Origin of the sequence: Streptomyces sp. cg36 (genome assembly GCF_041080675.1) — a bacterium.
GTDB lineage: Bacteria > Actinomycetota > Actinomycetes > Streptomycetales > Streptomycetaceae > Streptomyces.
This window is the reverse complement of the sequence record NZ_CP163520.1, coordinates 1,484,392-1,508,869: the sequence shown is the minus strand read 5'-3', so window position 1 is coordinate 1,508,869 and position 24,478 is coordinate 1,484,392. Positions and strand designations below refer to the sequence as shown.

The 24,478-nt window shown below is 71.0% G+C and carries 25 protein-coding genes and 1 tRNA gene; 7 read left to right on the top strand and 19 right to left on the bottom strand.

Features of this window, described 5'->3' with window-relative positions:
* Positions 1 to 21 precede the first annotated feature (21 nt).
* Positions 22 to 1,506, bottom strand: coding sequence for an MFS transporter (locus tag AB5J87_RS06715; protein WP_369375018.1), 1,485 nt, complete (start codon positions 1,504 to 1,506; stop codon positions 22 to 24).
* A 116-nt stretch (positions 1,507 to 1,622) separates the two neighbouring features.
* Here AB5J87_RS06715 and AB5J87_RS06710 point away from each other — a divergent pair, with 116 nt between their 5' ends.
* On the top strand, positions 1,623 to 2,618 hold the full coding sequence (locus tag AB5J87_RS06710) for an Lrp/AsnC family transcriptional regulator (protein ID WP_369375016.1): 996 nt from the start codon (positions 1,623 to 1,625) through the stop codon (positions 2,616 to 2,618).
* A 103-nt stretch (positions 2,619 to 2,721) separates the two neighbouring features.
* Here the strand turns inward: AB5J87_RS06710 and AB5J87_RS06705 are convergent, their stop codons facing one another.
* A complete protein-coding gene (locus AB5J87_RS06705; RefSeq protein WP_369375013.1) occupies positions 2,722 to 3,606 on the bottom strand; it encodes a LysR substrate-binding domain-containing protein in 885 nt (294 codons plus the stop codon).
* A gap of 360 nt (positions 3,607 to 3,966) precedes the next feature.
* Between AB5J87_RS06705 and AB5J87_RS06700 the strand changes: the two genes are divergently transcribed.
* A complete protein-coding gene (locus tag AB5J87_RS06700; protein WP_369383379.1) occupies positions 3,967 to 5,025 on the top strand; it encodes a bile acid:sodium symporter family protein in 1,059 nt (352 codons plus the stop codon).
* Here the strand turns inward: AB5J87_RS06700 and AB5J87_RS06695 are convergent.
* Positions 5,009 to 5,941, bottom strand: coding sequence for a zinc-binding alcohol dehydrogenase family protein (locus AB5J87_RS06695; RefSeq protein WP_369375011.1), 933 nt, complete (start codon positions 5,939 to 5,941; stop codon positions 5,009 to 5,011). The genes AB5J87_RS06700 and AB5J87_RS06695 overlap by 17 nt on opposite strands.
* Before the next feature lie 169 nt (positions 5,942 to 6,110).
* Between AB5J87_RS06695 and AB5J87_RS06690 the strand changes: the two genes are divergently transcribed.
* Together AB5J87_RS06690 and AB5J87_RS06685 are read left to right on the top strand one after the other, a co-directional pair.
* Complete coding sequence (locus AB5J87_RS06690) at positions 6,111 to 6,578, top strand: MarR family winged helix-turn-helix transcriptional regulator (protein ID WP_369375009.1); 468 nt, start codon at positions 6,111 to 6,113, stop codon at positions 6,576 to 6,578.
* A gap of 116 nt (positions 6,579 to 6,694) precedes the next feature.
* Positions 6,695 to 7,231: an isochorismatase family protein gene (locus AB5J87_RS06685; protein ID WP_369375007.1), complete on the top strand. Its 537-nt coding sequence runs from the start codon at positions 6,695 to 6,697 to the stop codon at positions 7,229 to 7,231.
* A 3-nt stretch (positions 7,232 to 7,234) separates the two neighbouring features.
* Here the strand turns inward: AB5J87_RS06685 and fdhD are convergent, their stop codons facing one another.
* The gene (gene fdhD / locus AB5J87_RS06680) at positions 7,235 to 8,083 is read right to left on the bottom strand and encodes a formate dehydrogenase accessory sulfurtransferase FdhD (RefSeq protein ID WP_369375005.1); all 849 of its coding nucleotides are present in this window, start codon (positions 8,081 to 8,083) and stop codon (positions 7,235 to 7,237) included.
* Positions 8,084 to 8,417: 334 nt separating this feature from the next.
* On the opposite strand from fdhD, the gene AB5J87_RS06675 reads away from it, so the two are divergent.
* Positions 8,418 to 9,356 carry a beta-ketoacyl-ACP synthase III gene (locus AB5J87_RS06675; protein WP_369383375.1) on the top strand — a complete coding sequence of 313 codons (939 nt, stop codon included), beginning with the start codon at positions 8,418 to 8,420 and terminating at the stop codon, positions 9,354 to 9,356.
* A 32-nt stretch (positions 9,357 to 9,388) separates the two neighbouring features.
* Here the strand turns inward: AB5J87_RS06675 and AB5J87_RS06670 are convergent, their stop codons facing one another.
* Positions 9,389 to 10,846 (bottom strand): low temperature requirement protein A, encoded by a 1,458-nt coding sequence (locus AB5J87_RS06670; protein ID WP_369375003.1) that lies wholly within the window; start codon positions 10,844 to 10,846, stop codon positions 9,389 to 9,391.
* Positions 10,847 to 11,321: 475 nt separating this feature from the next.
* Here AB5J87_RS06670 and AB5J87_RS06665 point away from each other — a divergent pair, with 475 nt between their 5' ends.
* Positions 11,322 to 12,857: an aldehyde dehydrogenase family protein gene (locus AB5J87_RS06665; protein WP_369375001.1), complete on the top strand. Its 1,536-nt coding sequence runs from the start codon at positions 11,322 to 11,324 to the stop codon at positions 12,855 to 12,857.
* Positions 12,858 to 12,945: 88 nt separating this feature from the next.
* On the opposite strand, the gene AB5J87_RS06660 is transcribed toward AB5J87_RS06665, so the two are convergent.
* Positions 12,946 to 13,404, bottom strand: a complete 459-nt coding sequence (locus tag AB5J87_RS06660; RefSeq protein ID WP_369374999.1) for a peroxiredoxin — start codon at positions 13,402 to 13,404, stop codon at positions 12,946 to 12,948.
* An 87-nt stretch (positions 13,405 to 13,491) separates the two neighbouring features.
* Positions 13,492 to 14,766 carry a DUF2254 domain-containing protein gene (locus tag AB5J87_RS06655; protein WP_369383373.1) on the bottom strand — a complete coding sequence of 425 codons (1,275 nt, stop codon included), beginning with the start codon at positions 14,764 to 14,766 and terminating at the stop codon, positions 13,492 to 13,494.
* A gap of 313 nt (positions 14,767 to 15,079) precedes the next feature.
* Here AB5J87_RS06655 and AB5J87_RS06650 point away from each other — a divergent pair.
* Positions 15,080 to 15,167 (top strand) — tRNA-Leu (locus AB5J87_RS06650).
* A 539-nt stretch (positions 15,168 to 15,706) separates the two neighbouring features.
* Here AB5J87_RS06650 and AB5J87_RS06645 read toward each other — a convergent pair.
* From AB5J87_RS06645 to AB5J87_RS06590, 12 genes are all read right to left on the bottom strand, one after another.
* A complete protein-coding gene (locus tag AB5J87_RS06645) occupies positions 15,707 to 16,189 on the bottom strand; it encodes an RICIN domain-containing protein (protein WP_369374997.1) in 483 nt (160 codons plus the stop codon).
* A 528-nt stretch (positions 16,190 to 16,717) separates the two neighbouring features.
* Positions 16,718 to 17,212 carry a hypothetical protein gene (locus AB5J87_RS06640; RefSeq protein WP_369374995.1) on the bottom strand — a complete coding sequence of 165 codons (495 nt, stop codon included), beginning with the start codon at positions 17,210 to 17,212 and terminating at the stop codon, positions 16,718 to 16,720.
* Positions 17,213 to 17,395: 183 nt separating this feature from the next.
* The gene (locus tag AB5J87_RS06635; protein WP_369374993.1) at positions 17,396 to 17,629 is read right to left on the bottom strand and encodes a DUF397 domain-containing protein; all 234 of its coding nucleotides are present in this window, start codon (positions 17,627 to 17,629) and stop codon (positions 17,396 to 17,398) included.
* 92 nt (positions 17,630 to 17,721) lie between these two features.
* Positions 17,722 to 18,030, bottom strand: a complete 309-nt coding sequence (locus AB5J87_RS06630) for a hypothetical protein (RefSeq protein WP_369374991.1) — start codon at positions 18,028 to 18,030, stop codon at positions 17,722 to 17,724.
* A 62-nt stretch (positions 18,031 to 18,092) separates the two neighbouring features.
* Positions 18,093 to 18,926 carry a helix-turn-helix domain-containing protein gene (locus AB5J87_RS06625; protein WP_369374989.1) on the bottom strand — a complete coding sequence of 278 codons (834 nt, stop codon included), beginning with the start codon at positions 18,924 to 18,926 and terminating at the stop codon, positions 18,093 to 18,095.
* Positions 18,916 to 19,440 carry a DUF6879 family protein gene (locus AB5J87_RS06620; protein ID WP_369374987.1) on the bottom strand — a complete coding sequence of 175 codons (525 nt, stop codon included), beginning with the start codon at positions 19,438 to 19,440 and terminating at the stop codon, positions 18,916 to 18,918. The genes AB5J87_RS06625 and AB5J87_RS06620 overlap by 11 nt, the downstream gene beginning before the upstream one ends.
* Positions 19,424 to 19,633, bottom strand: coding sequence for a hypothetical protein (locus AB5J87_RS06615; protein WP_344375784.1), 210 nt, complete (start codon positions 19,631 to 19,633; stop codon positions 19,424 to 19,426). Before AB5J87_RS06615 ends, AB5J87_RS06620 begins: the two co-directional genes overlap by 17 nt.
* 403 nt (positions 19,634 to 20,036) lie before the next feature.
* The gene (locus AB5J87_RS06610) at positions 20,037 to 20,723 is read right to left on the bottom strand and encodes a 4'-phosphopantetheinyl transferase superfamily protein (RefSeq protein ID WP_369374984.1); all 687 of its coding nucleotides are present in this window, start codon (positions 20,721 to 20,723) and stop codon (positions 20,037 to 20,039) included.
* Positions 20,724 to 20,728: 5 nt separating this feature from the next.
* Positions 20,729 to 21,988: a 2-oxo acid dehydrogenase subunit E2 gene (locus tag AB5J87_RS06605; protein WP_369374982.1), complete on the bottom strand. Its 1,260-nt coding sequence runs from the start codon at positions 21,986 to 21,988 to the stop codon at positions 20,729 to 20,731.
* Entirely contained in the window at positions 21,985 to 23,079 is a 1,095-nt protein-coding gene (locus AB5J87_RS06600; RefSeq protein WP_369374980.1) for an alpha-ketoacid dehydrogenase subunit beta, read from the bottom strand. The genes AB5J87_RS06605 and AB5J87_RS06600 overlap by 4 nt, the downstream gene beginning before the upstream one ends.
* A complete protein-coding gene (locus AB5J87_RS06595; RefSeq protein WP_369374978.1) occupies positions 23,076 to 24,008 on the bottom strand; it encodes a thiamine pyrophosphate-dependent dehydrogenase E1 component subunit alpha in 933 nt (310 codons plus the stop codon). The genes AB5J87_RS06600 and AB5J87_RS06595 overlap by 4 nt, the downstream gene beginning before the upstream one ends.
* The gene (locus AB5J87_RS06590; protein WP_369374976.1) at positions 24,008 to 24,235 is read right to left on the bottom strand and encodes an acyl carrier protein; all 228 of its coding nucleotides are present in this window, start codon (positions 24,233 to 24,235) and stop codon (positions 24,008 to 24,010) included. The genes AB5J87_RS06595 and AB5J87_RS06590 overlap by 1 nt, the downstream gene beginning before the upstream one ends.
* Between the last annotated feature and the right edge of the window lie 243 nt (positions 24,236 to 24,478).

The following is a 24,478-nucleotide window of genomic DNA, read 5'->3' as shown; positions in this document are numbered from 1 at the left end:
CACCGAATCTGTACGACCTGGTCACGCCCGCTCTACCGGCACCGGCGCATTGGTCCGTACTTGGGCCGGCGCGCTCTTCGGCGTCCGCACCAGCGCGAACACCGCGAGCGCCGCCACCAGCGCCAGCCCGCCGGCCGCCACCGCCGCCCCGTTCAGACCCGACGCGAACGCCGAGTGCAGGGACTCGTCGGAGACCCGGCCGCGCAGCGCACCCGCCGCCCCGCCCGCCAGCGCCCGCGCCTCGGGCGTGCTGTGCAGCGAGTCGGCCATCCGGGAGGTGGCCAGGGTGCCGAAGACCGCGATGCTCACCGCGTAGCCGAGCTGGCGCACGGTGTTCATCGCGCCCGTCGCCATACCGCTGCTGCGCTGCGGCACCGCCGCCAGCGCCGCCGAGGCGAGCGCCGGACTCACCAGACCCACCCCGATGCCCGTCACCACGAGCCCGGCCACCAGCGTCTTCCAGTCGGAGTCGACGTCCAGCAGCGCCTGGCCGAACAGCCCCGCCCCGATCAGCACCAGACCCACGCAGATGAGCACCCGGGGCGCGACCCCGTGCAGCAGACGGCCGCCCAGCGCCGACGTCACGAACGACGCCAGAGCCAGCGGCACCAGCGCGAGACCACCGGTCACCGGACTCATCCCGAGCAGCGTCTGCAGCCATATCGAGGTGTACGGGAGCACACCGAAGGCCGCCGAGTTCAGGGCCAGCGCGGCCACCAGCACCCCCACGAACGCCGGGCGGCGCAGCAGCGACAGATCCATCAGCGGCTGCGGCGCCCGGCTCTCCACCAGCACGAAGCACAGCAGCGCGGCGGCCGAGGCCGCGAACGAGACCAGGGTCCGCGCGTCGCCCCAGCCGTCCGTACCGGCGTTCACCGCGCCATAGGTCAGCGTCCCCGCGAAGAGCGCGAACAGGGCCGTGCCCGCCCAGTCGGCGCGCCCGCCCGCCGGGCTCTTGGACTCCGGGACCACCCGGACCGTCAGCCACACCGCGACCGCGCTCACCGGCAGGTTGACGAAGAATATCCACCGCCAGCCGAAGCCCTCGGTGAGCAGCCCGCCCAGGATCGGGCCGAGCGCCGCGGCGGCGCCGTTGACCGCGCCCCACACACCGAGCGCCAGCGACCGGTCGCGCCCCTGGTAGGAGGCGCCCAGCAGCGGCAGCGTGGTCGCGAACATGGCCGCCGCGCCGACGCCCTGCAGGGCGCGCATCGCGATCAGCGTGCCCGAGTCGCCCGCGAGGCCGCAGGCGAGGGAGGCACCCGCGAACAGGACCGTGCCCGCCGCGTAGAACTTACGGCGCCCCGCCCGGTCCGCACCGGCGCCCGCGCCCAGCAGCAGCGCGGCCAGCGCCAGCGCGTACACGTCGATCACCCACTGCAACCCCGACAGCGACGCGTCCAGCGAACTGGCCATGTCGGGCAGCGCCACCGTCACGATGGTCACATCCAGCAGCAGCATGAAAGTGCCCAGGCACACCGCGACCAGCGGCCCCCACTTACGCATTGTCTTTCCTCCGGCTCGCCACGTTCGTACGTCCCGTACGATCGGGCCACGGCGCCCCGAACCTCCACCCAGCGCGCCTCCAGCGACGGAATCCGACATCGAAAGGGGCCGACCGCATGGAATCAGCCGAGTTCGACGAGCTCGACCAGAAACTGGTGAGCGCCCTGGTGCTCGACGGGCGCGCCCCCTTCAGCCGGATCGCCGCCGTGCTCGGCGTCTCCGACCAGACCGTCGCCCGCCGCTACCGCAGGCTCTACACCGAGGGCGAACTCCGCGTCGTCTGCGTCCGCGACACCGAACGGCTCGGCCTCACCCGCTGGATGCTCCGGCTGCGCTGCACCCCCGACGCCTCCGTCTCCATCGCCACCGCGCTCGCCCGGCGGCCCGACACCGCCTGGATCGGACTCACCTCCGGCGGCACCGAAGTGGTGTGCACCACCGAGTCCCGCCGCCCCGAGGACCACGAGGCGCTGCTGCTCGGCAAGCTGCCGCGCACCCCGAGCATCGTCGAGATCGGCGCCCACCAGCTGCTCCACCGCTTCTTCGGCGGCCCCCTCGGCTGGTTCGCCAAGGACTCCGCCCTCACCGCCGGGGAACGGGCGGCCCTGACCCCCGAGCCCTTCGAACCGGCCACCGGCCCGCTCCGGCTGGACGCCGCCGACGAGGCACTCATCGACGCACTCGCCGCCAACGGCCGCGCCGGCTACCCCGAACTCCAGAAGGCCACCGGACGCTCCGAGTCCGCCGTCAAACGGCGCCTGGACCAACTGCTGCGCTCCGGGGCGCTCTTCGTCGACGTCGAGTTCGACACCAACCGGTTCGGCTTCCGCACCCGGGCCGTGCTGTGGATCACGGTCGCGCCCTCGGCGCTGGCCTCGGTGGGCGCGGCGCTCGCCTCCCACACCGAGGTCGCCTTCGCCGCCGCGACCTCCGGCCCGGCCAACGTCGTCGCCGTCGTCATCTGCCGCGACCCGGCCGCGCTCTACGCCTACCTCAGCGAAAGACTCGGCACCCTGGACGGCGTCCAGCACGTCGAGAGCGCACCGGTGCTGCGCGAGGTCAAACGGCTCACGTACGGGGGCGAGCGCCCGGCGCGCGGCGCGTGGTCCTGAGCGGGGGAGCGGAGCCCGTCGTCCCGGCCACCCGGGCGGCGCCCCAGGGCGTGTCCTTCGGATCTTGTCGGCCGCGACCCAGGCAAGATCCGAAAGGCACGCGCTAGAGCCCGTCGTCCCGCCGGAGCGGCCCCTGCAACCGGTCGCCGCCCGCCAGGATCGCCGCCGCCAGAGCGTCCGCCGCCTCCTGCGCCGAGGCCCGCCGCCTGCCGTGCAGCAGGACGAAGTCCACCCCGCCGAGCTCCGGAAGCCCGGACCGGGGCGGCAGCGGCACCAGCCCCGGCGGCACCAGGCCGCGCGCGTGCGCCATCACGCCGAGCCCCGCCCGGGCAGCCGCGACCAGCCCGCTGAGGCTGCCGCTCGTACAGGCGATGCGCCAGGCGCGCCCGTGCTCCTCCAGGACCTCCAGCGCCCGGGCCCGGGTGATGCCCGGCGGCGGGAACAGGATCAGCGGCACCGGCCGGTCGGGGTCGATCCGCAGGCCGGGCGCGCCGATCCAGCACAGCGTGTCGTGCCGGACCGGCTCGCCGTGGGTGTCGCCCGGGCGCCGCTTGGCGAGCACCAGATCGAGCCGCCCCGCCTCAAGACGGCGGTGCAGGGTGCCCGAGAGCTCGACGGTCAGCTCCAGGTCGACCTCCGGATGATCGCGCCGGAAGGACTCCAGGATCTCCGGCAGCCGGGTGAGCACGAAGTCCTCCGAGGCCCCGAACCGCAGCCGGCCGCGCAGCCGCGTGCCGGTGAAGTAGGCCGCGGCCCGCTCGTGCGCGGCCAGGATCGTGCCCGCGAAGCCCAGCATGGCCTCGCCGTCCTCGGTCAGCCGCACGCTGTGCGTGTCCCGGCTGAACAGCTGCCGCCCGGCCGCCTCCTCCAGCCGCCGCACGTGCTGGCTCACCGTCGACTGCCGCACCCCCAGCCGCCGGGCGGCCCGGGTGAAGCTGAGCGTCTGCGCGACCGCGAGGAACGTCCGCAGCTGGTGGGGCTCGTACACGGGTCGAGGCTATCGCGAATACCGATGACAGTCAGCACGGTGTACGGGATTCCCGATCGGCCCGGCGGAGTGAATGATCGGGAGAGGCCGCCCCTCCCCGAGCGATGCGAAGTGGACCCGATGAACCGCCGTACCCCCGACAGGCCGGCCCCCGACAGGCCAGCCCCCGACAGGCCAGCCTCCGAGAGGCACACCCCTGGCACGCCGGCACCTGATGGGCGAGCCCCCGAGAGGCCGGCCCCCGGCAGGCGAGCCCCCGACCCCGGTGGGCGAACCCCCGACCGGAACGCCCCCGGCGGCCCCGCCAACGGCCGCCGAGGGTTGCGCATACCGGCCTGGCTGCCCGTCGACGCGTTCATCATGGCGCTCATCGGCACGGTCGCCCTCGCCGCCCTGCTGCCCGCCTCCGGGAGCGCCGCGCGGGTCGCGGGCGACGCCGCGACCGGCGCCGTCTCCCTGCTCTTCCTCCTCTACGGGGCCCGGCTCTCCACCCGCGAGGCCCTGGACGGACTGCGCCACTGGCGGCTCCACCTCACCGTCCTGGCCTGCACGTTCGTCCTCTTCCCGCTGCTCGGCCTGGCGGCCCGCGGGCTGGTGCCGTGGGCGCTCACCCCGGACCTGTACCGCGGCCTGCTCTTCCTGTGCCTGGTGCCGTCCACCATCCAGTCGTCGATCGCCTTCACCTCGATCGCGCGCGGCAACGTGCCCGCCGCGATCTGCGCGGGCTCCTTCTCCAGCCTGGCCGGGATCCTCGTGACCCCGCTGCTCGCCGCACTGCTGCTCGGGGGCGGCGCGGGCGGGGTCTCGGTGGACTCGGTGGGCCGCATCGCCCTCCAGCTCCTGGTGCCGTTCGTCGCCGGGCAGCTGCTGCGCCGCCTGGGCGACCGGCGGCGGCGCGCACGGGCCGACGGTCGGCCGGGCGCCGACGCGCCGCGGCCCGGCTTCCTCGACCGGCACCGCACCCTGCTGGGCCTGGTGGACCGGGGCTCGATCCTGCTGGTCGTCTACACCGCGTTCAGCGAAGGCATGGTCCGCGGCATCTGGCACACGGTGAGCCCGGCCCGGCTCGGCGTCCTGCTCGTGGTCGAGGCGGTGCTGCTCACCGCGATGCTGGCGCTCAGCTGGTACGGGGGCCGCAGGCTCGGCTTCGGGCGGGCCGACCGGGTGGCGATCCAGTTCGCCGGTTCGAAGAAGAGCCTGGCGGCCGGACTGCCCATGGCCAGCGTGCTGTTCGGCGCCCAGGCGTCGCTCGCGGTGCTGCCGCTGATGCTGTTCCACCAGATGCAGCTGATGGTGTGCGCGGTACTGGCGCGGCGCAGGGCCCGCGACCCGCTGGAGGAGCCGGTCGACTCCTTGGAAGAGCCGGTGGCGGAGCCGCGCGCCACCGCGAACCCGGCCGCCCTCACGCCGCGCCGGTGAGCAGCACGACCTTGCCCTGATTGCGGCGCGACTCGATCAGTTCATGGGCGCGGCCCGCCTCTTCCAGCGGCAGCGCGGCGTGCACGGCCGCGCGCAGAGCGCCCGCGCGGTGCAGCTCCCAGAGCTCGTCGCGCCAGGCCGCGTACCACTCGGGCCGGGTACGGGCGATCAGCGCCATCTGGAACGCCACCACCGACTTGCCGCCGACCAGCAGGTCGTACGCCTCGATGGTGCCGCCGCCCGAGCTGAAGGCCACCAGCCGCCCACCGGGGGCGAGCGCCTTCACGGCCGGGGTGAGCAGCTCGCCGCCGACACCGTCGAGGACGATGTCGACCGGCTCGCCCCAGGACGCGTCGCCGTACAGCACCACGTCGTCGGCGCCCATCTCCCGTACGAAGCCGACCTTCTCGGCGGAGCTCACGGCCGCCACCACCCGCGAGGCACCGCCCGCCCGCGCCAGTTGCAGAGCCAGCTGGCCGACGGCGCCGGCCGCCGCCGTCACCAGCACCGACTCGCCGCGCACCGGCCGCGCCGCCTCGTACGCACCGCGCGCCACCAGCCCGCTGCGGACCAGCGCGACCGCCTCGACGGGGGAGGCGTGGTCGGGGACGCGGGAGGCCATGGCCTCGTGGAGGACGGCCAGTTCGGCGTATCCGTGGCTGAAGCAGAGGCCGGTGACGCGGTCGCCCGGGGCGAAGGCGGTGACGCCCGCACCGACGGCGACCACCGTCCCCGCGACCTCACCGCCCAGCGCGAACGTCTCGCTGCCCTCACGCACCTTGCGTACGACGGGCAGGGTGACGCCGATGGCATCGGTACGCACGAGCAGCTCACCGGCCCCGGGCTCGGGAGCCGCGACTTCCTCGACGAACAGGACTTCGGGACCGCCGTTGGTTTCAAAGCGAACGCGACGCATGGAGCCTCCTCGGATGACGGATGACGGATGACGGATGACGGATGACGGATGACGGATGACGGATGACAGCCGGCAACAAACCAACGGAACTCGTTGGTGGTCCCAACGGTGACCAACGATAGACGTAGACCGTTGGGAGGTCCAACGGTTTCTGGATAAGATCGTCACCGTGACCGCGAACCCCACTCCTCACCCCGCCCCCCTCCCCGCCCTCCAGCGCATCCAGGCGCTGCCCAGCTGGATCCTCGGCCGGGTCGCCGCCCGTGGCCGAGGGCTCGTCGCCGCGGCCGTGGCCGAGGAGGGCGCCAAGATGTGGCCCCACGCCGTACTGGCGGCCGTCTCGGAGTTCGGGCCGATCGCCCAGGCGGAGCTCGGCCGCCGGATCTCGCTCGACGCCAAGGACCTGGTCGGCGTGCTCAACGGCCTGCAGGCCGACGGGTACGTCGTACGGGAGCCCGACCCCGTGGACCGCCGCAAGAACGCCGTCACGTTGACCCCGGCCGGGGAGCGGATGCTGGCCCGCTGCGCCGAGGCGGCGGAGCGGGCGAACGCCGAACTCCTCGCTCCGCTCGACCCGGCCGAGCAGCGGCAGTTGCTGGAACTGCTGCGGCGGATCGGCCTCGACGAGGAGGCGTGACGGGAGCGCGCGGCGCGGCGGACGGGCGGCCCCGCGCCGTGCGGCGAGGGCGTGCGCCGGGCTGCGGGGCGCGCCCCGGGCTCTCACCTTGATCATTTAACCGGTAGCGTGCCGCCATGACCGCACCTGACGCCCCGTTGGACCCCGCCCGCACCGCGCTGGTCCTCGTCGACCTGATGGACCGCATCGTCGCCCTGCCGCTCGCGCCCCGCACCGGGGACGAAGTGCTGCTCACCGCGCAGGAGTTGGCGGCCAGGGCCCGCACGGCGGGCGCGCCCGTCGTCCTCGTACGGGTCGAACGCCCCCACGTCGAGGCCCAGCCGCCCGGCAGCGGCCTCGTCGAGGGGCTGGCCCAGGAGGGCGACCTGGTCGTGGTGAAGCGGACCATCGGCGGCTTCCACGGCACCGGCCTGCACGAACTGCTGGCCGAGCGCGGTGTCACCACGCTGGTCTTCGGCGGCATCGCCACCAACCTCGGCGTCGAGTCGACCGCCCGCGCCGCCGCCGACCTCGGCTACGAACTCGTCTTCGCCGAGGACGCGATGGCGGCGCTCACCGCCGACGAGCACCGCGCGGCGACCGCGCTCAACTTCCCGCGCCTGGGCCAGGTCCGACCGGCCGCGGAGGTCGTCTTCGCGGACCAGGCGGGCTAGCCCCTAGCCCCGCGCCGCCGGGGCCTCCAGGGCGATGCGGTGTTCGCCCGCGTACACGTTCATGGAGGCCCCGCGCAGGAAGCCGACCAGGGTCAGGCCGGTCTCGGCGGCGAGGTCGACCGCGAGCGACGACGGCGCCGAGACGGCCGCCAGTACGGGAATTCCGGCCATGACGGCCTTCTGGGCCAGCTCGAACGAGGCCCGGCCCGACACCAGCAGCACCGACCGCGACAGCGGCAGCCGCCCGTCCTGGAGGGCCCGGCCCACCAGCTTGTCCACCGCGTTGTGGCGGCCCACGTCCTCGCGCACGTCCAGCAGCTCGCCCTCCTCGGAGAACAGTGCCGCCGCGTGCAGCCCGCCGGTGCGGTCGAAGACGCGCTGGGCCGACCGCAGCCGGTCCGGCAGGTCCGCGAGCAGCTCGGGCGCCAGCCGCACCGGGGGAGCGTCGCGGATCGGGAAACGGGCCTGCGTACGGACCGCGTCCAGGCTCGCCTTGCCGCACAGGCCGCACGAGGACGTCGTGTAGACGTTGCGTTCCAGCGTGATGTCGGGGACGGCGACGCCGGGCGCGAGCTTCACGTCCACCACGTTGTACGTGTTGACGCCGTCGGCGGTCGCCCCGGCGCAGTACACGATCGACTGCACCTCCTCCGCCGCCCCCAGCACGCCCTCGCTGACCAGGAACCCGGCCGCGAGCGCGAAGTCGTCGCCCGGGGTGCGCATGGTGATGGCGAGCGGCTTGCCGTTCAGCCGGATCTCCAGTGGCTCCTCGGCCACGAGCGTGTCCGGCCGCGCGGAGACGGCCCCGTCCCGGATGCGTATGACGCGGCGGCGCTCGGTGACCCGTCCCATTCGACTCATTCCCGGTGGTGGCGTGGAGGTGCGGTTGTGCGGGGTGCGCGGTTGCGCAGGGGTATGACGGTCCCATTGTCCCGCACGCGGTCGTGCGCCCGACCTCCCGCGCCGCTCCCCGTCTTCGCCTCCCCGTACGCCGTCCCGCGGTGGCCGTCCGGCCGTCCCGCGGCCGGCCGGTGTGCGGCGCACGGGCCCCTGACCCCCGGAGCTGACACAAGGCTCCAAAGGCGGGCCGGGAAGCCTGTTGGATCTCCTGCCCCCGTACCGACCGGTAGCCACGAAGACTGGATGGCTCCTGATGTCCTACGAGGGGAACCCAGGCATGACCGGCATGCGAGGCTCACGCGTCGTCGCGCTCGGGCACTACCAGCCCGCCAAGGTGCTCACCAACGACGAACTCGCCGCCATGGTCGAGACCAGCGACGAGTGGATCCGCAGTCGGGTCGGCATCCACACCCGCCATGTGGCCGGGCCCGACGAACCCGTGGACGAGCTGGCCGCGCACGCCGGCGCCAAGGCGCTCGCCGCGGCCGGGCTGAGCCCCGCCGACATCGACCTCGTGATCGTCGCCACCTCCACGGCGGTCGACCGCTCGCCCAACACCGCGGCCCGGGTCGCCGCCCGCCTCGGCATGGGCGCGCCCGCCGTGATGGACCTCAACGTGGTCTGCGCGGGCTTCACCCACGCCCTGGCCACCGCCGACCACGCGGTACGGGCGGGCTCCTCCACCCGCGCCCTGGTGATCGGCGCCGACAAGATGACCGGCGTGACCGACTGGTCCGACCGCACCACCTGCGTCCTGGTCGGCGACGGCGCGGGCGCGGCCGTGGTCGAGACGGCGGCGGAGGAGCTGATCGGGCCGGTCCTGTGGGGCTCGGTGCCGGAGATGGGCCACGCGGTGCGGATCGAGGGCACCCCGCCGGTCTTCGCGCAGGAGGGCCAGGCCGTCTACCGCTGGGCCACCACCCAGCTGCCGCCGATCGCCCGCCGGGTGTGCGAGCGGGCCGGGGTCACCCCCGAGGAGCTGGCCGCCGTCGTGCTGCACCAGGCCAACCTGCGCATCATCGAACCCGTCGCCCGCAAGATCGGCGCGGTCAACGCGGTGATCGCCCGCGATGTCGTCGAGTCCGGCAACACCTCGGCCGCCAGCATCCCGATGGCCCTGTCCAAGCTGGTGGAACGCGGCGAGATCGCCACCGGCGACCCGGTCCTGCTCTTCGGCTTCGGCGGCAACCTGTCGTACGCGGGCCAGGTCATCCGCTGCCCGTGACGCCGCGCGCCGCCCCGGGGGACGGGGCGGCGTCAGGCCGCACCGCAGTGCGCGCAGCCGGCCCCGGCGTGCTCCGGGGCGCGTGAGGCGTGCTCGGGGCGCGCGGCGGCCTCCGTGGCCTCGCAGATCCCCCAACGCGCCTCCGCGAGCAGCATCGTGACCAGGACCAGCACCAGGGCGAACAGTTCGGCCAGCGCGTCGACGCGGACGCCGAGGAACGCCGTGGCCAGCGCCGCCGCCGTGGCGCCCGCCCGATAGCCCACCGGCGCGATCCCCAGCGACGCGCGGAAGGCCACGTTGCCCGCGAGGAAGAGCGCGACCCCGCCCGCCAGGGCGACGGCGGGCGCGGTGGGCAGGGCGTCCGGCAGGTGCCCGATCGACTTCTTCACCCCGGCCGCGAGCACGGCGACGCCGAGCAGCATCGGGACGAAGCAGTAGAAGTACGCGCGCATCGTGGCGCGGAACCGGCCCTGGCCCGTCACCCGCCGCAGCGCGGCCTCGGCCGCCGCCTCGTCGCGGATGAAGTACGTCCACCACAGCGCGGTCGCCAGTGCCAGCGCGAGCACCACCCCGCCGAAGAGCCCGAGGTTCAGCGCCAGGTCGCCCGAGCCGACCCCGATCGCGATCACGGACTCGCCGAACGCGACGATCAGCAGCAGCCCGTGGCGCTCCACGAAGTGCGCCGGATCCAGCGCGCCCACCCGGCCGTTGACGCTCTCGCGGGTGCCCGTGTAGTCGCGGGTGAACCGGCCGGAGATGACCGGGGTGACCGTCTGGAGGACGATCGCCGCCAGCCACCACGCCTCGGCCGCGCGGCCGTCGACCGTACCGGCGGCCGTGACGCACAGCGCCGCCGCCACATTGGGCAGCGCGAAACTGAGTACGTGGCGGCCGTGCACCACCGCGTACAGCGCGCTGTGGACCACGGTGACCAGGACGAAGCCGAGCCCGAAGGCCACCCCGTCGTCCTTGAAGACGCCCGGGATGGCGAGCGCGCAGATCAGGAACCCGCTCATGCCGAGGACCAGCGGCAGCCGCCGCGCGTTGGTCTCGGGCGGCACCTGGTTGGTGAGGTACGCGTACGCCCCGTACATCCAGAACAGCACCACGAAGATCAGCAGCACCCGTCCGGCCTGCGCGAACGAGAGGTCGTGGGTGAGCAGGACGGTCAACTGGGTGAGGGTGAAGACGAAGACGAGGTCGAAGAAGAGCTCAAGATTGGAGACCCGCCGCTCCTCGGGCTCGGCTCCTGCTCCCGTCGCGGCCTCGGCTCCTGTCCCGACCTCACTTGCCGCTCCGGCCACGGCCTTGGGCGCCGTTCCCGTCGCGGCCTCGGCCGCCGCTCCGGCCGCTGTCCTGGCTGCGGCTCCTATCGCGACCTCGGCTGCGGCTCCGGGCTCGGCTGCTGCTCCCGTCGCGACCCCCCTTGCCGTTCCCGTCCCGGCCTCGGCCTGGGTTCTGGCCTTGGCCCCGGTTCCGGTCTCGGGCAAGGCTCCGGCCTCGGCCCGGGTTCCGGTTCCTGCCCCGTCACCGGTTACGTCCTCGGCCCGAGCCGCGGCCCCAACTCCGCCCCGGATTCCGCTTCCGGCCCCCGCGCGGGCATCGACGGTTCCGTCCGTCGGCCCCTTCGGCTCCGCCGCCCCCACCGGCCGTCTGCCGCCGTCGCCCGTTCCCGCCATGTCGCCCCCCAGTCCCGCGCGGAACGCGCGTGCACGATCGCGCCGCGAGTGCGGCGGCGCACACCATAACCGAGCCGCCGGGGACCAACTCCGGCCACCCGTAAGCCACTCCGGAGCCACTCCGCGCCCCGCTGCCCCGCCCCGGCCGCACGTGATGTCACTCATACCGACCCCGGGTTCGTATCGCGGCCGGTGCCGTTGTCACTACCTTTCGCCGTACGGCCGCCCCGTGCGAGGGCGGCCAGCGCCACCTCCGACCCCGCCCGACACGAGCGGAGAACCAAAGATGGCACCCACCCTCATCCTCAAGCCCGGCACCGCCTGGGCCGACGCCTGGCAGCGCTGCCGGGCGATCGCCCCCGAGGCGTTCCGGGACGACCGCGTCCTCAACTTCTGGGGCGCCCAGTGGCGGCCCGACGGGCGCGCCCTGCCCGCCACCAGCCCCGTCGACGGCAGCCCGATCGCGGGCCCGCCGCGCCTCGACGCGCCCACCGCCCAACAGGCGGTACGCGCCTCCCTCGACCAGCACCGCGCCTGGCGGCACACCCCGCTGCCCGAGCGCCGCGCCCGCGTCGGCGCCACCCTCGACGCGCTGACCGAGCACCGCGAACTCCTCGCCCTGCTCCTCGTCTGGGAGATAGGCAAGCCCTGGCGCCTGGCCAAGGCCGACGTCGACCGGGCGATCGACGGCGTCCGCTGGTACGTCGAGAACATCGATCCGATGCTGGCGGACCGCACACCCCTCGACGGTCCCGTCTCGAACATCGCGAGCTGGAACTATCCGATGAGCGTGCTCGTTCACGCGATGCTGGTACAGGCACTGGCGGGCAACGCGGTCATCGCCAAGACCCCGACCGACGGCGGCCTTTCCTGCCTCACCCTGGCCAGTGCGCTGGCCGTGCGCGAGGGCATTCCCGTCACCCTCGTCAGCGGCAGCGGCGGCGAGCTCTCCGAGGCCCTGGTGCGCTCGCCGGAGATCGGCTGCGTGTCGTTCGTGGGCGGTCGCGACACCGGCGCGCGCATCGCCACGGCCGTCACCGACATCGGCAAGCGGCACATCCTCGAACAGGAAGGACTCAACACCTGGGGAATCTGGAACTACACGGACTGGGACGCCCTGTCCGCCGTCGTCCCGAAGCTGTACGACTACGGGAAGCAGCGGTGCACCGCGTACCCGAGGTTCGTCGTGCAGCGCTCGCTCTTCGACCGGTTCCTGGCCGCCTACCTCCCGGCGGTCCACCGGATCCGCACCGGCCACCCGCTCGCGGTGGAGCACCCCGAAGACGATCTGCCCGAGCTGGACTTCGGGCCGCTGATCAACGCGGCGAAGGCGAAGGAGCTGAGCGACCAGGTCGCCGAGGCGATCGACCGGGGCGCGGTCCCGCTGCACCGGGGCAGCCTCGCCGACGGCCGCTTCCTGCCCGGCCAGGACACCGGCGCGTATCTGCCGCCGGTGACCCTGCTCAACCCGCCGCCGTCGTCCCCGCTGTTCCACGCGGAGCCGTTCGGCCCGGTCGACACCATCGTCCTGGTCGACACGGAGGCGGAGCTGCTGGCCGCGATGAACGCGTCGAACGGGGCGCTGGTCGCCAGCCTGTCGACGGACGACCCGGAGACGTACGCACGTCTCGCGCCGCAGATCCGGGCGTTCAAGGTGGGCCAGGGCAAGCCGCGTTCACGGGGTGACCGCGAGGAGCTGTTCGGCGGCTTCGGCGCGTCCTGGCGCGGCGCCTTCGTCGGCGGCGAGCTGCTGGTGCGCGCGGTGACCGAGGGACCGGCGGGCGAGCGCCTGCCGGGCAACTTCCCGGAGTCGTACGCCTAGCGGGCGCGGGCACCACGTCCACCCCCCGCCTGCCCGGGAGCACCGCACCGCTCCCGGGCAGGCGGGGGCGGCCCGGGAGCCTGGCCGGTCAGGCCGTGCGGCGGTGGCGCAGGGCGGCGAGGGCGCGGTCGGCGTGCACGCTCATCCGGATCTCGCTCTTGACGATCTCCAGGACGCGCAGATCGGAGTCGATGACGAACGTGACGCGCTTGGTCGGGGCCATGCTGAACCCGCGCTTCACACCGAATCGTTCCCGCACGGCGCCGTCGGGGTCGGAGAGCAGGGGATAGCCGAACGCGTGCTTCTCGGCGAACTCGGCCTGCCGCTCGACCGCGTCCGCGCTGATGCCGACCGGTTCGGCGCCCAGCGCGCGGAACTCACCGGCGATGTCCCGGAAGTGGCACGCCTCGGCGGTGCAGCCAGGAGTGAGGGCGGCCGGATAGAAGAAGAGCACCACCGGTCCCCGGGCGGCCAGGCCGGACAGGGTGCGCGGGGTGCCGGTCTCGTCGGGGAGCTCGAAGTCGTCGACCGTGTCGCCAATTCTCATGGGGCGCAGTCAACCACTCGGGGCGGGGGACTGTGCGGCCACCCTGCTCCGGAACGCGGGGCACGGAGGAGGGACCCGGCCGGAGAGTCAACCGATCCCCTGTCGATCCCCCTCCAGGGCGAAGTCCCGCTCCGCCGCCTCCGGGACCGCGCGCTCGACGGCGTGGACGAGGAGCGCGCGATGGCGCAGCAGCGGGGCGCGGCGCTCGTCCGGGGTGAGCCGGAGCAGCTCGTCGAGGGCGGCGACGAGCCGACGGGTGACCTGGGGGCTGCCCACCGCGTACGTACGGATCTCGGCGAACCCGAGGTCGACGAGGTTCTCCCAGGACGGCACGGGCTGGAGCAGCCGTACCTCGCCGTGGTGGTCGCGGTGCCCGACGGTGCCGAGCGGGCGGGCGGCCAGCGCGGCGAGCAGCTGCACGATCCGGTCCAGGCACTGGACGGCGGTCGTCGGATCGTTCACGGCGGGGGAGAGGGCGCGCAGCGCGATGTCCGACAGCTGGCGCAGCCCGAACCCCACGTCCTGGTGGAAGGTGCGCTCCACCCCCACCGACACGGTGTACCCGAGGGCTCCGCGCGAGGGCGCGCCCCCGCCGTGCACCGCGAGTACGGGCGTGCCGGGCACCACGAAGTCCCCGATGCGGGGGATCAGACGCAGGACGACGCCCTGTCGCCGGGCGGCGCGCACGAGCCGGGCGATGTTGACGTCCCGGAGCACCCCGGCCCGGCCGCTGTGCCCGATCTGACCGCTCTGCGCGCCGAGCGGGCGGTCGGCCGGCGCCCCGTGCGGCATCTTGTGCAGCACCCGGAACGCCTCCGCGGTGATCCGGTCCACGACGTGCCCGACGCGCATCAGCCGCAGCGTCGTGTTCACGTACGCGATGAACAGCAGCAGGCTCAGCGCGACCAGCACGATCGTGAGCACGCTCTGCACGAAGGGCACGCTGCTGACCAGCTTGGGATCGGGCTCCCCGCTGTACGAGGTGAGGACGAGCAGCGAGAGCGCGAAGGTCGCCAGGAAGACGGCGAAGGTCAGTTTGGTGATCCGGGACCGTACGAAGATCCGCACCACCCGGGGGGTGAACTGCCCGCTCGCCATCTGCACGGCGACGAGGGAGATGCTGAAGACCACGCCGATGAAGGTCATCATCGCGGAGCTGACGGTGGTGACCACGGTCTTCAGGTCGTCGACGACACCCATGAGGTCCTGGATGGCGCCGTACTCCTCCTGCCGCTGCAGCTCGTCGACGACCGCCGTGTCCACCCAGTTCGCCAGCAGCCACAGCACGCAGACCAGCGCCAGCGCGGCGCTGGGCGCGAACCAGAAGGTGTCCCGCAGATGCTCACGCAGCGGCGACAGCATCCGCGGTCGCCGGTACCGCTCACCGTTGCCCACGGCCCGAGGCTAGGCCCCCGACCGCCCCGGTCCCCGCCCGCCACCCGGCGGCGCCGGAGAGGGCACCCGCTTGGTCCCGTACGGAACGGCGTCACCATGCGTGTCTGCCCGACGACAACAGGTACCGCTTCGGCGAATGACCGGCCGTAGGGCCCCCGCGCCACCCAAGCCAAGGCCCGGCGATCGCCTGACCACGCAATATGCGGGTGAACACCACCTCAAACCCCTGGTAGAGTTATCTCTGTCGCCGCGGGGAACAAGCCCGCGAGACAGACACCTTGTCCGGGTGGCGGAATGGCAGACGCGCTAGCTTGAGGTGCTAGTGCCCTTTATCGGGCGTGGGGGTTCAAGTCCCCCCTCGGACACCAGCTGAGACCCCTGTTGATCAGGGGTTTTCTGCTTTTCTGGGGTGTGGCGTGACCAACCGCGTGACCAACGGCCCAGAAGCTTCCTGGTCGGACCAGGGCTGACAAGCCGATCCGGCTCGCGTTGGACGTGGCCAGCTCGCGGGCGTTGTCCGTGCGGCGCTGGCCGTACCCACGGGCCGTGCAGTCCGCTGAGTGGTGCCTGACCTTGGCGCTGACCTCCACCAGGTTCTCCCCGGCTTCCGGAGCGTTCGTGACGTAGCTGTGCCGCCAGTCATGAATGCGGAAGGCTTCCGGAAGGTGAAGCCTGCTGCGCAGCGTGCGCCAGCGGGCAGAGACCTTCTCCGGGTCCCGGTACCTGATCGAGCATCCGGCCGTTGCCAATACAGCGGCGCATGGCGAAGGCGGAGTCACGGCAAACGGTGTCGTTGCGAGGCTTGCTGGCTTCACGTGAACTGTTCATTCATCAGAGAAGCGACGCCCCGGGAGTCGTTTCAGGGCGTCGCTGGCTCAGGAATTTAAGTGCGAGGTCGAGTGGCCATCTACACCATTCTGAGCTCCCACTTGAAGTTCGTGTTCACCGGATGACCACCAGACTTGGTCAACACCGGTGCACCGAGGCCGTTGTTCGGCATGAACAACACGCTGCCACTCAGCTTGCTGGCCAGATACGGATTGCTGTAGCCCCACCTTTGATTGTCTTTGAAATTACAATCCCACAGTTCGACCATCGCGTAGTCGTAGGGGTTTGATCCGGCGAGATCGAGGCACTTGTCGTTGAGGTCGCTACGGAGCTGGTCCCCTACCCAATGCCAATGCTGGTTGGCTCCACCGTTGCATGTCCACATGTGGACTGCTGCACCTGATCCGCGGTTACCATCAGCAACGTCAATGCAGTTGTCATTGTACTGGTTGCGGATTTCGAAACTTGCCTGAATCGCTCTTTCTGAAGATTGACTTGAGGTTGCGGACACGAGTACGAAGCTCGTCGTCAGACCCAGTGTGGCGGCGAGAAATTTTCTCACGACCGGCTCCCTACATGGTGCGGTGGGCGGCCACGGAAGCCTCGTGGCTCCGTGCCCAGAAGACTCCCTGGATTCAAGCGGGAACAAACCATATTCGAGCAGGAACGAACCGTCTGGCTCACTGATCCATCGATCCGGTGATCGCTCGCCAGCCCGTGCGTCTGCCATGGCCGAGGTGATCCCTGTAGGGGCGCCGGATCTCCATGGAGGGGTTCGGGGCGCATTTTCGGTGATGATGAAAATTTCATACCCGTAAACGGTTTGAGGAAGGCGCCACCGGTGGGTTCTATTTGATTCATCTAAAGCATTACCCCCCACCCTTGCATTCATGAGAGTAATGATTTGGTTACCTTTGTATTGTCGTTCTGTGATTGGGGTTGTGCAGGGTTGATCTTGCATCGCAACAACGAGTTCAGATGACCGTCAGGGCAGTGCTCCGGTCGTGCGATGACTTCACCCTGACCAACCAGAATCAAAGGATCGCCGCGCGGCCTGAAATGGGCCGGGGCTTCTTTGTTGCTGAGTGACCTACTGAAGCGGGCAGCCCAGGTCCCGGGCAGCCCGGTTCGGCGAACAGGTCACCAGGGCCAGCGACAGGTAGGCGGGACGTTCGAGGTAGAAGCCCAACGCCACATCTCCGCCGCCCACCAGCCGCTCGGCAGCGGATGCGACCAAGGCCGTAAGGCGAGTGGTGTCACGGTCCCGCTCCGCCAGGAAGCGCGGCGCGTACTCGATGAGTTGGAGGCCCAGCCACTTTGCTGCCTCCTTCGGTTCCTGCCAGGTTCCCCGGATGACAGCGGGCGACTTGGCCAGCCATTGCGCCGTCTCCATCGGCGGCAGGTCCGTGACGGGGAACTCGGCAGCCACCTGCCGGTAGCGGTCGACCAGTCTCTGAGCGTCCATGTCGTTGGGCGCGGCCGGGGGTGGCGGATTGGGGTGTGGGGGCCGTCGAAGACCTTCCTCGTCGAACCGTTGCTTCGGACCGGTCCACCGGTAGCCGTGATGGTGCGGCACGTGCGTCACTGCCCTTTCCCACGGGGTGTGGAGAAAGACGGAGCCGGTCGGCCCCGGCCTCCTGAAAAGGGCAGGAGCGGGAACCGACCGGCCGTATACGGGGGCGAGCCGTCAGGCGGAAAGACCGAAGCGCGCCGGCCTCCTGAAAAGGGCAGGAGCGGGAACCGACCGGCCGTATACGGGGGCGAGCCGTCAGGCGGAAAGACCGAAGCGCGCCGGGTCGATCCCGGCCGCCTCCAGTTCGGAGGTCGTGAACCGTAACGGCTCCGCCCTCGGCCGCTTGCTGTCACCCAGCGCCCACCCGTCCGGGGCGATACGCGCGAGCGTCACGCAAGACTCGCCGTCCGGATGCGTGTTGCCTCCACATGCCGGGGAGAACTCCGCCTCCGCGATGTTGATCGTGTACAGGCCGGTTGCGTCCAGCATGCTGGTGCCTTCCTGATCGTCGGACGGCCGCACAGGCGGCCGTCCCCCGCCCCCTGATAGGCGGAAGTCATGGCAGACCCTGAACGGGCCTCTCAGGCGGAATGAGGGAGCTTGGACACCACCGTCACGCCCGGCCCCTGGACGACGGCCTGACCGTGGAACAGCTCCTGCAAGATGGAGCGCGAACCCCCGATCGCATGAGTCAGCTGCTCACTCAACAACTCGGCTTCCGAGGGCAGCAGGACCATCTCCGTGTCCGCCATGTGCCGACCGTCCTTGGTCAGCCACACAGGAACGCGAATCCTCCCGTCGCCGTCCCGGTACGCCGGACGGCTCGGGATCGGGTCCATCCGCCAACCCTGCGGCGCCTGCTGTCTGTGGTTCTTCGGTTCCGTCGGCATGGGTACATCCTCGGACCGTCAGTACCGAGCCTCCAGCAATATTCGCGTTGCGGGGTAGAGGATCATGAACGGTAGGAGGTGGCCCAATCTCCGAGCAGCTCTCTGGCATCTTCGTCGAACAATGCATGACGCTCGTACAAGCCGAATACTTCAAGGTGTTCCGCGATGTCCCGAGCGTCCCGGAAAACTATGCGCCCAGTAAATGTCTCGACAGTCGCCAGGCGTTGGTCGTAAACCGTGAAGGTATTCATCGGGCCGCGTCTGATGGCCGATCCCAACGGGATCACGCCAATGCGCACGTTGGGCAGGTGGGACAGAGAGATAAGACGGTCAATCTGTACGGCCATCGCGGCACGGGGGACCACTGCCCACCTGGCGGCCTGCTCCGTTAACAGGAATGTGAACAGTTTCCTGTTGTCGTAGAGGACCGCTTGCCGGTCCAGTTTTTTCGCGACTGTCTTGGAGATGTCCACTGGTGAGTGGCCCAGGCTCGCCCTGATGTACTCAGGTGTGGCGAGGAGTCCTGTCACCATCGCAGGCAAGAAGTACCGGAGCGTCACGGCTTCCGCTTCGAGGCCCGCCAATTCCGACTGTCGCTTTTCCAGTCCCCTACGCCAAGATGCCCGCTTGCCCTGCCACTCCGTATTGGCAAGCCGTGCGATGGCGGCCACTTCTGCCACCATCTCCGGCGGTGCGTCGAGGGCCCTGAGAATCAACTCAACGTCAACAAGGCCCGGTGTGATTCGACCGGTCTCAATGCTGCTGAGCTTGGTTTGGGACATGTTGCAGCGCTGAGCGAGCCAAACCTGTGTACGGCTGGCTCGCCTACGCATCGCGCGGAGTGTTTCCGCCAGGTCAGCCTTCGACTGTCCTAGCTGCCCAGGGTCAAACGTCAAGGCCCTTCACGTACTCCTCGAAAGGCACTGCGTATTCCAGGGCGATTCGCTTCCACTCCCGATAGGGGGCGGGGTCCCCCTCGTACGCCTCGCGATTGATCTGGGTACCGTCCGGTCGGAAGTTCAGGTGTGCGATACGGACTTCATCGAACATCCACCAGTCACGCCCGGAGAGCGGCAAGCCGTAGTACTCCTGCGTTACGTCCAAGATGCGGATGTCCTCCCCGGCCGCGATGTTGCCGGGAATGCCCCACGCGAATTGGTACCGCTGGTAGTCAGTGAGCGGCCGGCTCACGATGCGCACGCGACCGATGCGCTTGCCGGACTCGACGTATCCGCGTACCCGTTCATGCCAGCGAGCATTGTGGTCGTCGGGCTTGCTCTCGTCCCGCAGGAAGCGGGCGACGTTCTCCTGCTCCTTGGGCATGGTGTAGGTGGGCTGCGCCTCGAACCGCCATGCTTCGCGCTCGAAGGCGTCGAAGAACCTACGCCACTCCTCACCATCCAAGAGCACGGACAGCCTCCCTAAGAACGTGCTCCGGGATCTCCACCAGGGCCTCACCTGCGGGCGCGGTGAACGCGTCAGACACGTCCCCCTGGATAACGAATGAACCGCTCTTGGTCCGGTAGACGTTGGGGCAATCGTCGTCGTCGCACTCAGGTCCTCCGGCCTGGCCGGTGAGACGGGTCAGCTCCTCGCGTGCCATCGTGCCCTCCTACGATGCAGGGGCGGTCCCTGGCGCCAAGAGGACGGTAGGTCGGATGAGTCCGCCAGGTCCATGGCACATCGCGGATATTCGCGTTGTCGGGTAGATGATCATGGGTGAACGAGTGAAGGTGGCCCGCCCCGCCCTGGTTGGCCACGTGACCAACGCATGACCAATAGGGGTCCAAAACGGCCCGAAACAGGGGGGAAGGCATGGCCAACGGTGCTGGTCAAGACTGCGCCGTGTCGGGGACGTTTTCGCGGGTCGGCCAAGCAGTGTGCTGGTGCCCGAGTGGAGAGTTCAAGCCCCCTTCGGACACCCGCGAAAACCCCAGTTGATCTGGGGTTTTTCTGTTTTTCCGGGACGGTTCGCCCGTCCCCTCCGCAGCGACGCCCCGTCCACCTCAGCCCCGCCCCACCCGCACCACGCACGCCCCCGCGAACCCCTTCGGCATCCGTACGTCCATCGTTCGCCAGCCCGTCGGGTGGGCCGGGTGGTGGTGGGTGCTCACGTAGGTGTGGGAGGGGGGTTCGCTGAGGCCCGTGCCGGTGGCCTTGAGGTAGGCCTCCTTGCGGGTCCAGCAGCGGGTGAAAGCCGTGGGGCGGGAGTGCCGTGGGAGGGCGGCGAGCTCCTGGTGTTCGCGCGGGTGCAGGGTCGTTCCCACCGTCTCCGCCGTCGTCGCCGGCGCCCGCTCCTCCACGTCCGCGCCCACCTCCGTCGACGCGAACGCCAGCAGGGTCAGGCCCGCGCTGCGCGACAGGGAGTAGTGGAGCGGCGCGCCGGTCACCGTCGGCCTGCCGTGCGGGCCGCCGCACGTCGGGCAGGGGGCCCGGGTCAGGGACACCGCCGCCGCCGGGACGCCCAGGTAGGCGCCCAGCAGGCGGCGCAGCGCCGCGTGGGAGGCGACGTACGCCTCCCGGTCCTCGGCGCGGGCGTACTCGGCGGCCCTGACCCGTTCGGCGTCGTCCAGCAGGTGCCGGTCCGCCGGGTCGTGGGGCGCGGGGCCCGCCAGCCAGGTCTGGGGCGGGCCCCCGGTCCAGCGGTCCGGCAGGCGCGTCGGCGCGTACCCGCGGGGGATCAGCCGGTGCACCGGCGTCAGACGGCCGGCTCGCGGTCGTGGCCCGCCTCCAGGGCCGACTTCAGCGCCCGCAGGAACAGCACCGCCTCCCGGCCGTTCACCACCCGGTGGTCGAACGCCAGGCCCAGATGGACCTGACGGATCGTCATCGCGGCGCCGTCGGCCGTCAGGCGCACCACGTCCTGGGTGCCGCCCAGCGACAGCATGCACGTCTGGCCCGGGAAGACGATCGGCTGCGTGAGCAGGACGTCCTCGTCGTTGTTGAGGGAGAGCGTGATCGCCGCTCCGGCGAGGTCGCTGCCCCGGAAGCTGCCGCGCAGCGCCGAGAAGCGGAAGTCCTCCAGCAGATCGGCGACCTCGGCCACGGACAGGCCCTCGGCGTCCCGTACGACCGGGATGTACAGCCCGTTGCCCACGTCCACGGTGACGCCGATGTGTGAGGCGTCGGCGAGGGAAATGGTGCCGTCTTCGTGGTAAGTCGAGAAGAAGGCGGGGAACTTTTCGCGCAGTCCCGCGAGTTCACTGATCAGCAGCTCGGGCAGGCCGATGGCCGCCTCGGTCTCCCGGGTCAGCTCGGCCGCCCGCGCCTCGGCGGCGTCGACCCGTATCCGCAGGACCGTGAAGGAGGTGGGGATCGTTCGCAGTGACTCGCTGACCACCGTGGCGATCGCGCGCTGGTGCGTGCTCAACTCGACCCGGTTCGGGTCTCCTTCGGTGCTGTCCATATCGGGCCCCTGAACGCGGGTTGCCGGGGTGGGGGTTGCCTGGACGGCTGGGGTTCCGTGACCGGTCGCCGTCGCCGTCGCCGTCGTCCCTCCGGCCGCCGTCCCACCGGCCGACCCGCGCCGCGCCAGCAGCGCCTCGACATCGGTCCCCTTGACCACGCGCCTGCCCAGCGCGTGCAGCTCCTCGTCCGTGACCGCGTGCTCGGACGCGAGTCGGCGTGCCGCGTCCGTGAGGATCACGGCGCCGCCCTCGTCGGGGGAGCGGGGCCCGGCCGTGGCCGCCGACGAGGCCGCCGCCAGGAACGCCTCGCGCCGCGCCGCGTCCGCGAACAGCCGGCCCACCACCGTGCCGGGTGCGACCTGCTTGCCCGCGGGGACGACCTGGAGGAGCACCCCGTCGTGCTCGCTCACCAGGTCCTCGGCGGCCTTGGACGTCTCCACGGTGGCGAGGTCGTCGTCCTTGGCCACGGTGGCGCCGTCCTCGGCGAGCCACTCCACCAGGTCGTAGTGCGCGTCGTTGTTGTTCAGCTTGGGAACGGTGATCTCGATCATCGTGCCGTCTCTCTCAGGGCCAGTCCCAGGGACTCGCTGCTCACCAGGACGTCCTGCTCCAGATGGAGCGCCGTGGGGATCACGGCGTCCGCGGAGTGGACCAACCGGACGGGGGCCTTCAGGCTGCCCCAGCACCGGGAGTGCAGTTGCTGGGCGACCTCGGCGCCCCAACTGCCGCCCGGCGGCGCGTCCTCCACCACACACACCCGGCCGGCCCGTGCCACCGGTCCGGCCAGCAGTTCCGCGTCGAAGGGGTAGAGCCGGGTCGGCACATAGATCTCGCAGGCGATCTCCTCGGTCAGGAAGAGGTCGCGGGCGGCCTCGACCGCGCGGTGGGCGAGGCCGCCCGGCGCGATCAGCACCACATCGGGCTCGTCGACGCCGTCGACCCGCAGACGGGCCACGGGGAACGGGTCGTCGCCGACCATGTCGAGGGCGAACAGACCGGCGACCGGACCGGTGCCGGGCAGCTGGGTCCGCTCGGTGTAGAGGACCTTGTCCTCGAAGAAGATGCAGGGCGCGCCCAGCTCGACCATGCCTTCGAGCACCGGGCCGCTGTCGTGGAAGGGAGACAGCTCGAACAGATGCAGATCGGGTACGCCGAGGAAGTGCTTCTGGGGGCTCTGGCTGTGGGTCGGCCCGTAGCCGCGACGGCCGCCGACGGGGCAGCGCACCACCAGGTGCATCGGATGCCGGGTGCCGTACATGGTGACGGACTTGGCCGAGAAGTTCACGATCTGGTCGAAGGCCAGGGTGATGAAGTCGCCGAACATCATCTCGGCGATCGGCCGGTTGCCGGTGAGGGCCAGGCCGTTGGCGATGCCGAGGATGGCGTTCTCGCTGATGGGAGTGGTGAGCACCCGGTCGCCGAACCGGTCGGAGAGACCCTTGGCGATGTTGAAGGCGCCGCCGTACGGATCGAGGACGTCCTCGCCGATCAGGAAGGCGTCGTCGTGGGCCTCCAGCACCTGGTGCAGGGCGCGGTTGAGGTTCTCGCCCACCCGTTCCCGGCGCGCGGGCGCCTCGCGGAGAAGGCCGGCGGGCGCCTCGGCCGGTGTTCCGGCCGGCGCCGCCGTCATCGTGTCGGTCATCGGAGGGTCCTTCCCGTGGCGAGCGGGCGCGCCAGGACGTCGGCGGCGACGCTGTCGATCAGTTCCCGCTGCTTGCGGTCGTGCCGGTCGAACCGCTCCGGATCGACGGCCCGGTAGGCGGTGTACCAGTCGCGGGCGCGCGCCGACTCGACGGTCTCGGCGGGGCGGGTGTCGTCGCCCTTGCTGTGCGGACCCAGCCGTACGGTGTCGAACTCGACCACCAGCGGCAGCCGTTCTTCGCGGACCCGGCGGATCAGGGGGGCCAGCTCCGCGCGGATCCCGTGGAGGTCGGTGCCGGTCACCCGGTGGTGGTCGACGTCGAACGCCCGGGCCCGGCCCGCCACCGTGCCGGCCATGTTGAGGTCGCTGGGGGTGGTCTGGGAGATGCCGTTGTTCTCGACGACCACCAGCAGCGGCAGCTCCCACAGCCGGGCGATGTTCAGGGCCTCGTAGACCGAGCCCTCGCCCCAGGTGCCGTCGCCGATGTAGGCGGCGGCCAGCAGGGGCAGGTCCCGGCGCTTGAAGTGCAGGGCGGTGCCGACGGCGACGGGGAGGCTCTCGCCCTGGATGCCGGTGGAGAGGTAGCCGTCGCGGAAGATGTGCTGGCTGCCCCCGATGCCGCCGCACACCGCGCCCTGGCGGCCGGTGATCTCGGCGAGGAGTCCGGCCGGGTCGGCGAAGCGGGCCAGGTAGTGGCCGTGGCCCCGGTGGTTGCTGAAGAGGAAGTCCTCCTCGGCGAACAGGGCCTCCAGGGCGACCGGAACGTACTCCTGGCCGAGACAGGTGTGGGTGGTCCCGTTGAGCTGCCCGGCGGCGAACAGGTCGAGCAGCTTGCGCTCGAAGTGCCGGATCAGCAGCAGGGAGTCGAGGTCGTGGCCGTCGAGCGGCTGCGGGAGGAGGCGGGCCGGTGGTGCGTACGTGGTGGTCATCAGACGGCGATCCCCTTGCCCAGGAGCACTTCGCGCATCGCGCCCACGGATTTCATGGCGCGCACCTCCTGACGGGAGAAGGAGGTCGCGTAGGTCCCCTCCAGCGTGATGATCAGCTGCATCTGCTTCAGGCTCGTCCAGCGGCCGTCGCGCACGGGTCCCAGGCTGTCGTCCACTTCCCCCCGGGGGATCTGGAGCACATCCGAGACGACGTCTTCAAGCTTCATGCGCCCAGTGAAAGCAAACCGGAGTGCCTGTTTCAACTGTCATCGGGGATCTTGATGGAAGTGACCAGAAGGGCGCCCAGGGGGGCGGAACCTTCGTTTCGTTTGTGAAATAGCTGGTCATGACCTCCCTTGTGGGATCATGGCGGCGGGGAGTGGCCACGATCACTGTTGCTGAAAACCGTCCGGTAGGATTATTTTTGGCACGTCGGCGGACACACCTCTCCGCGTACCAAGAACGACCAG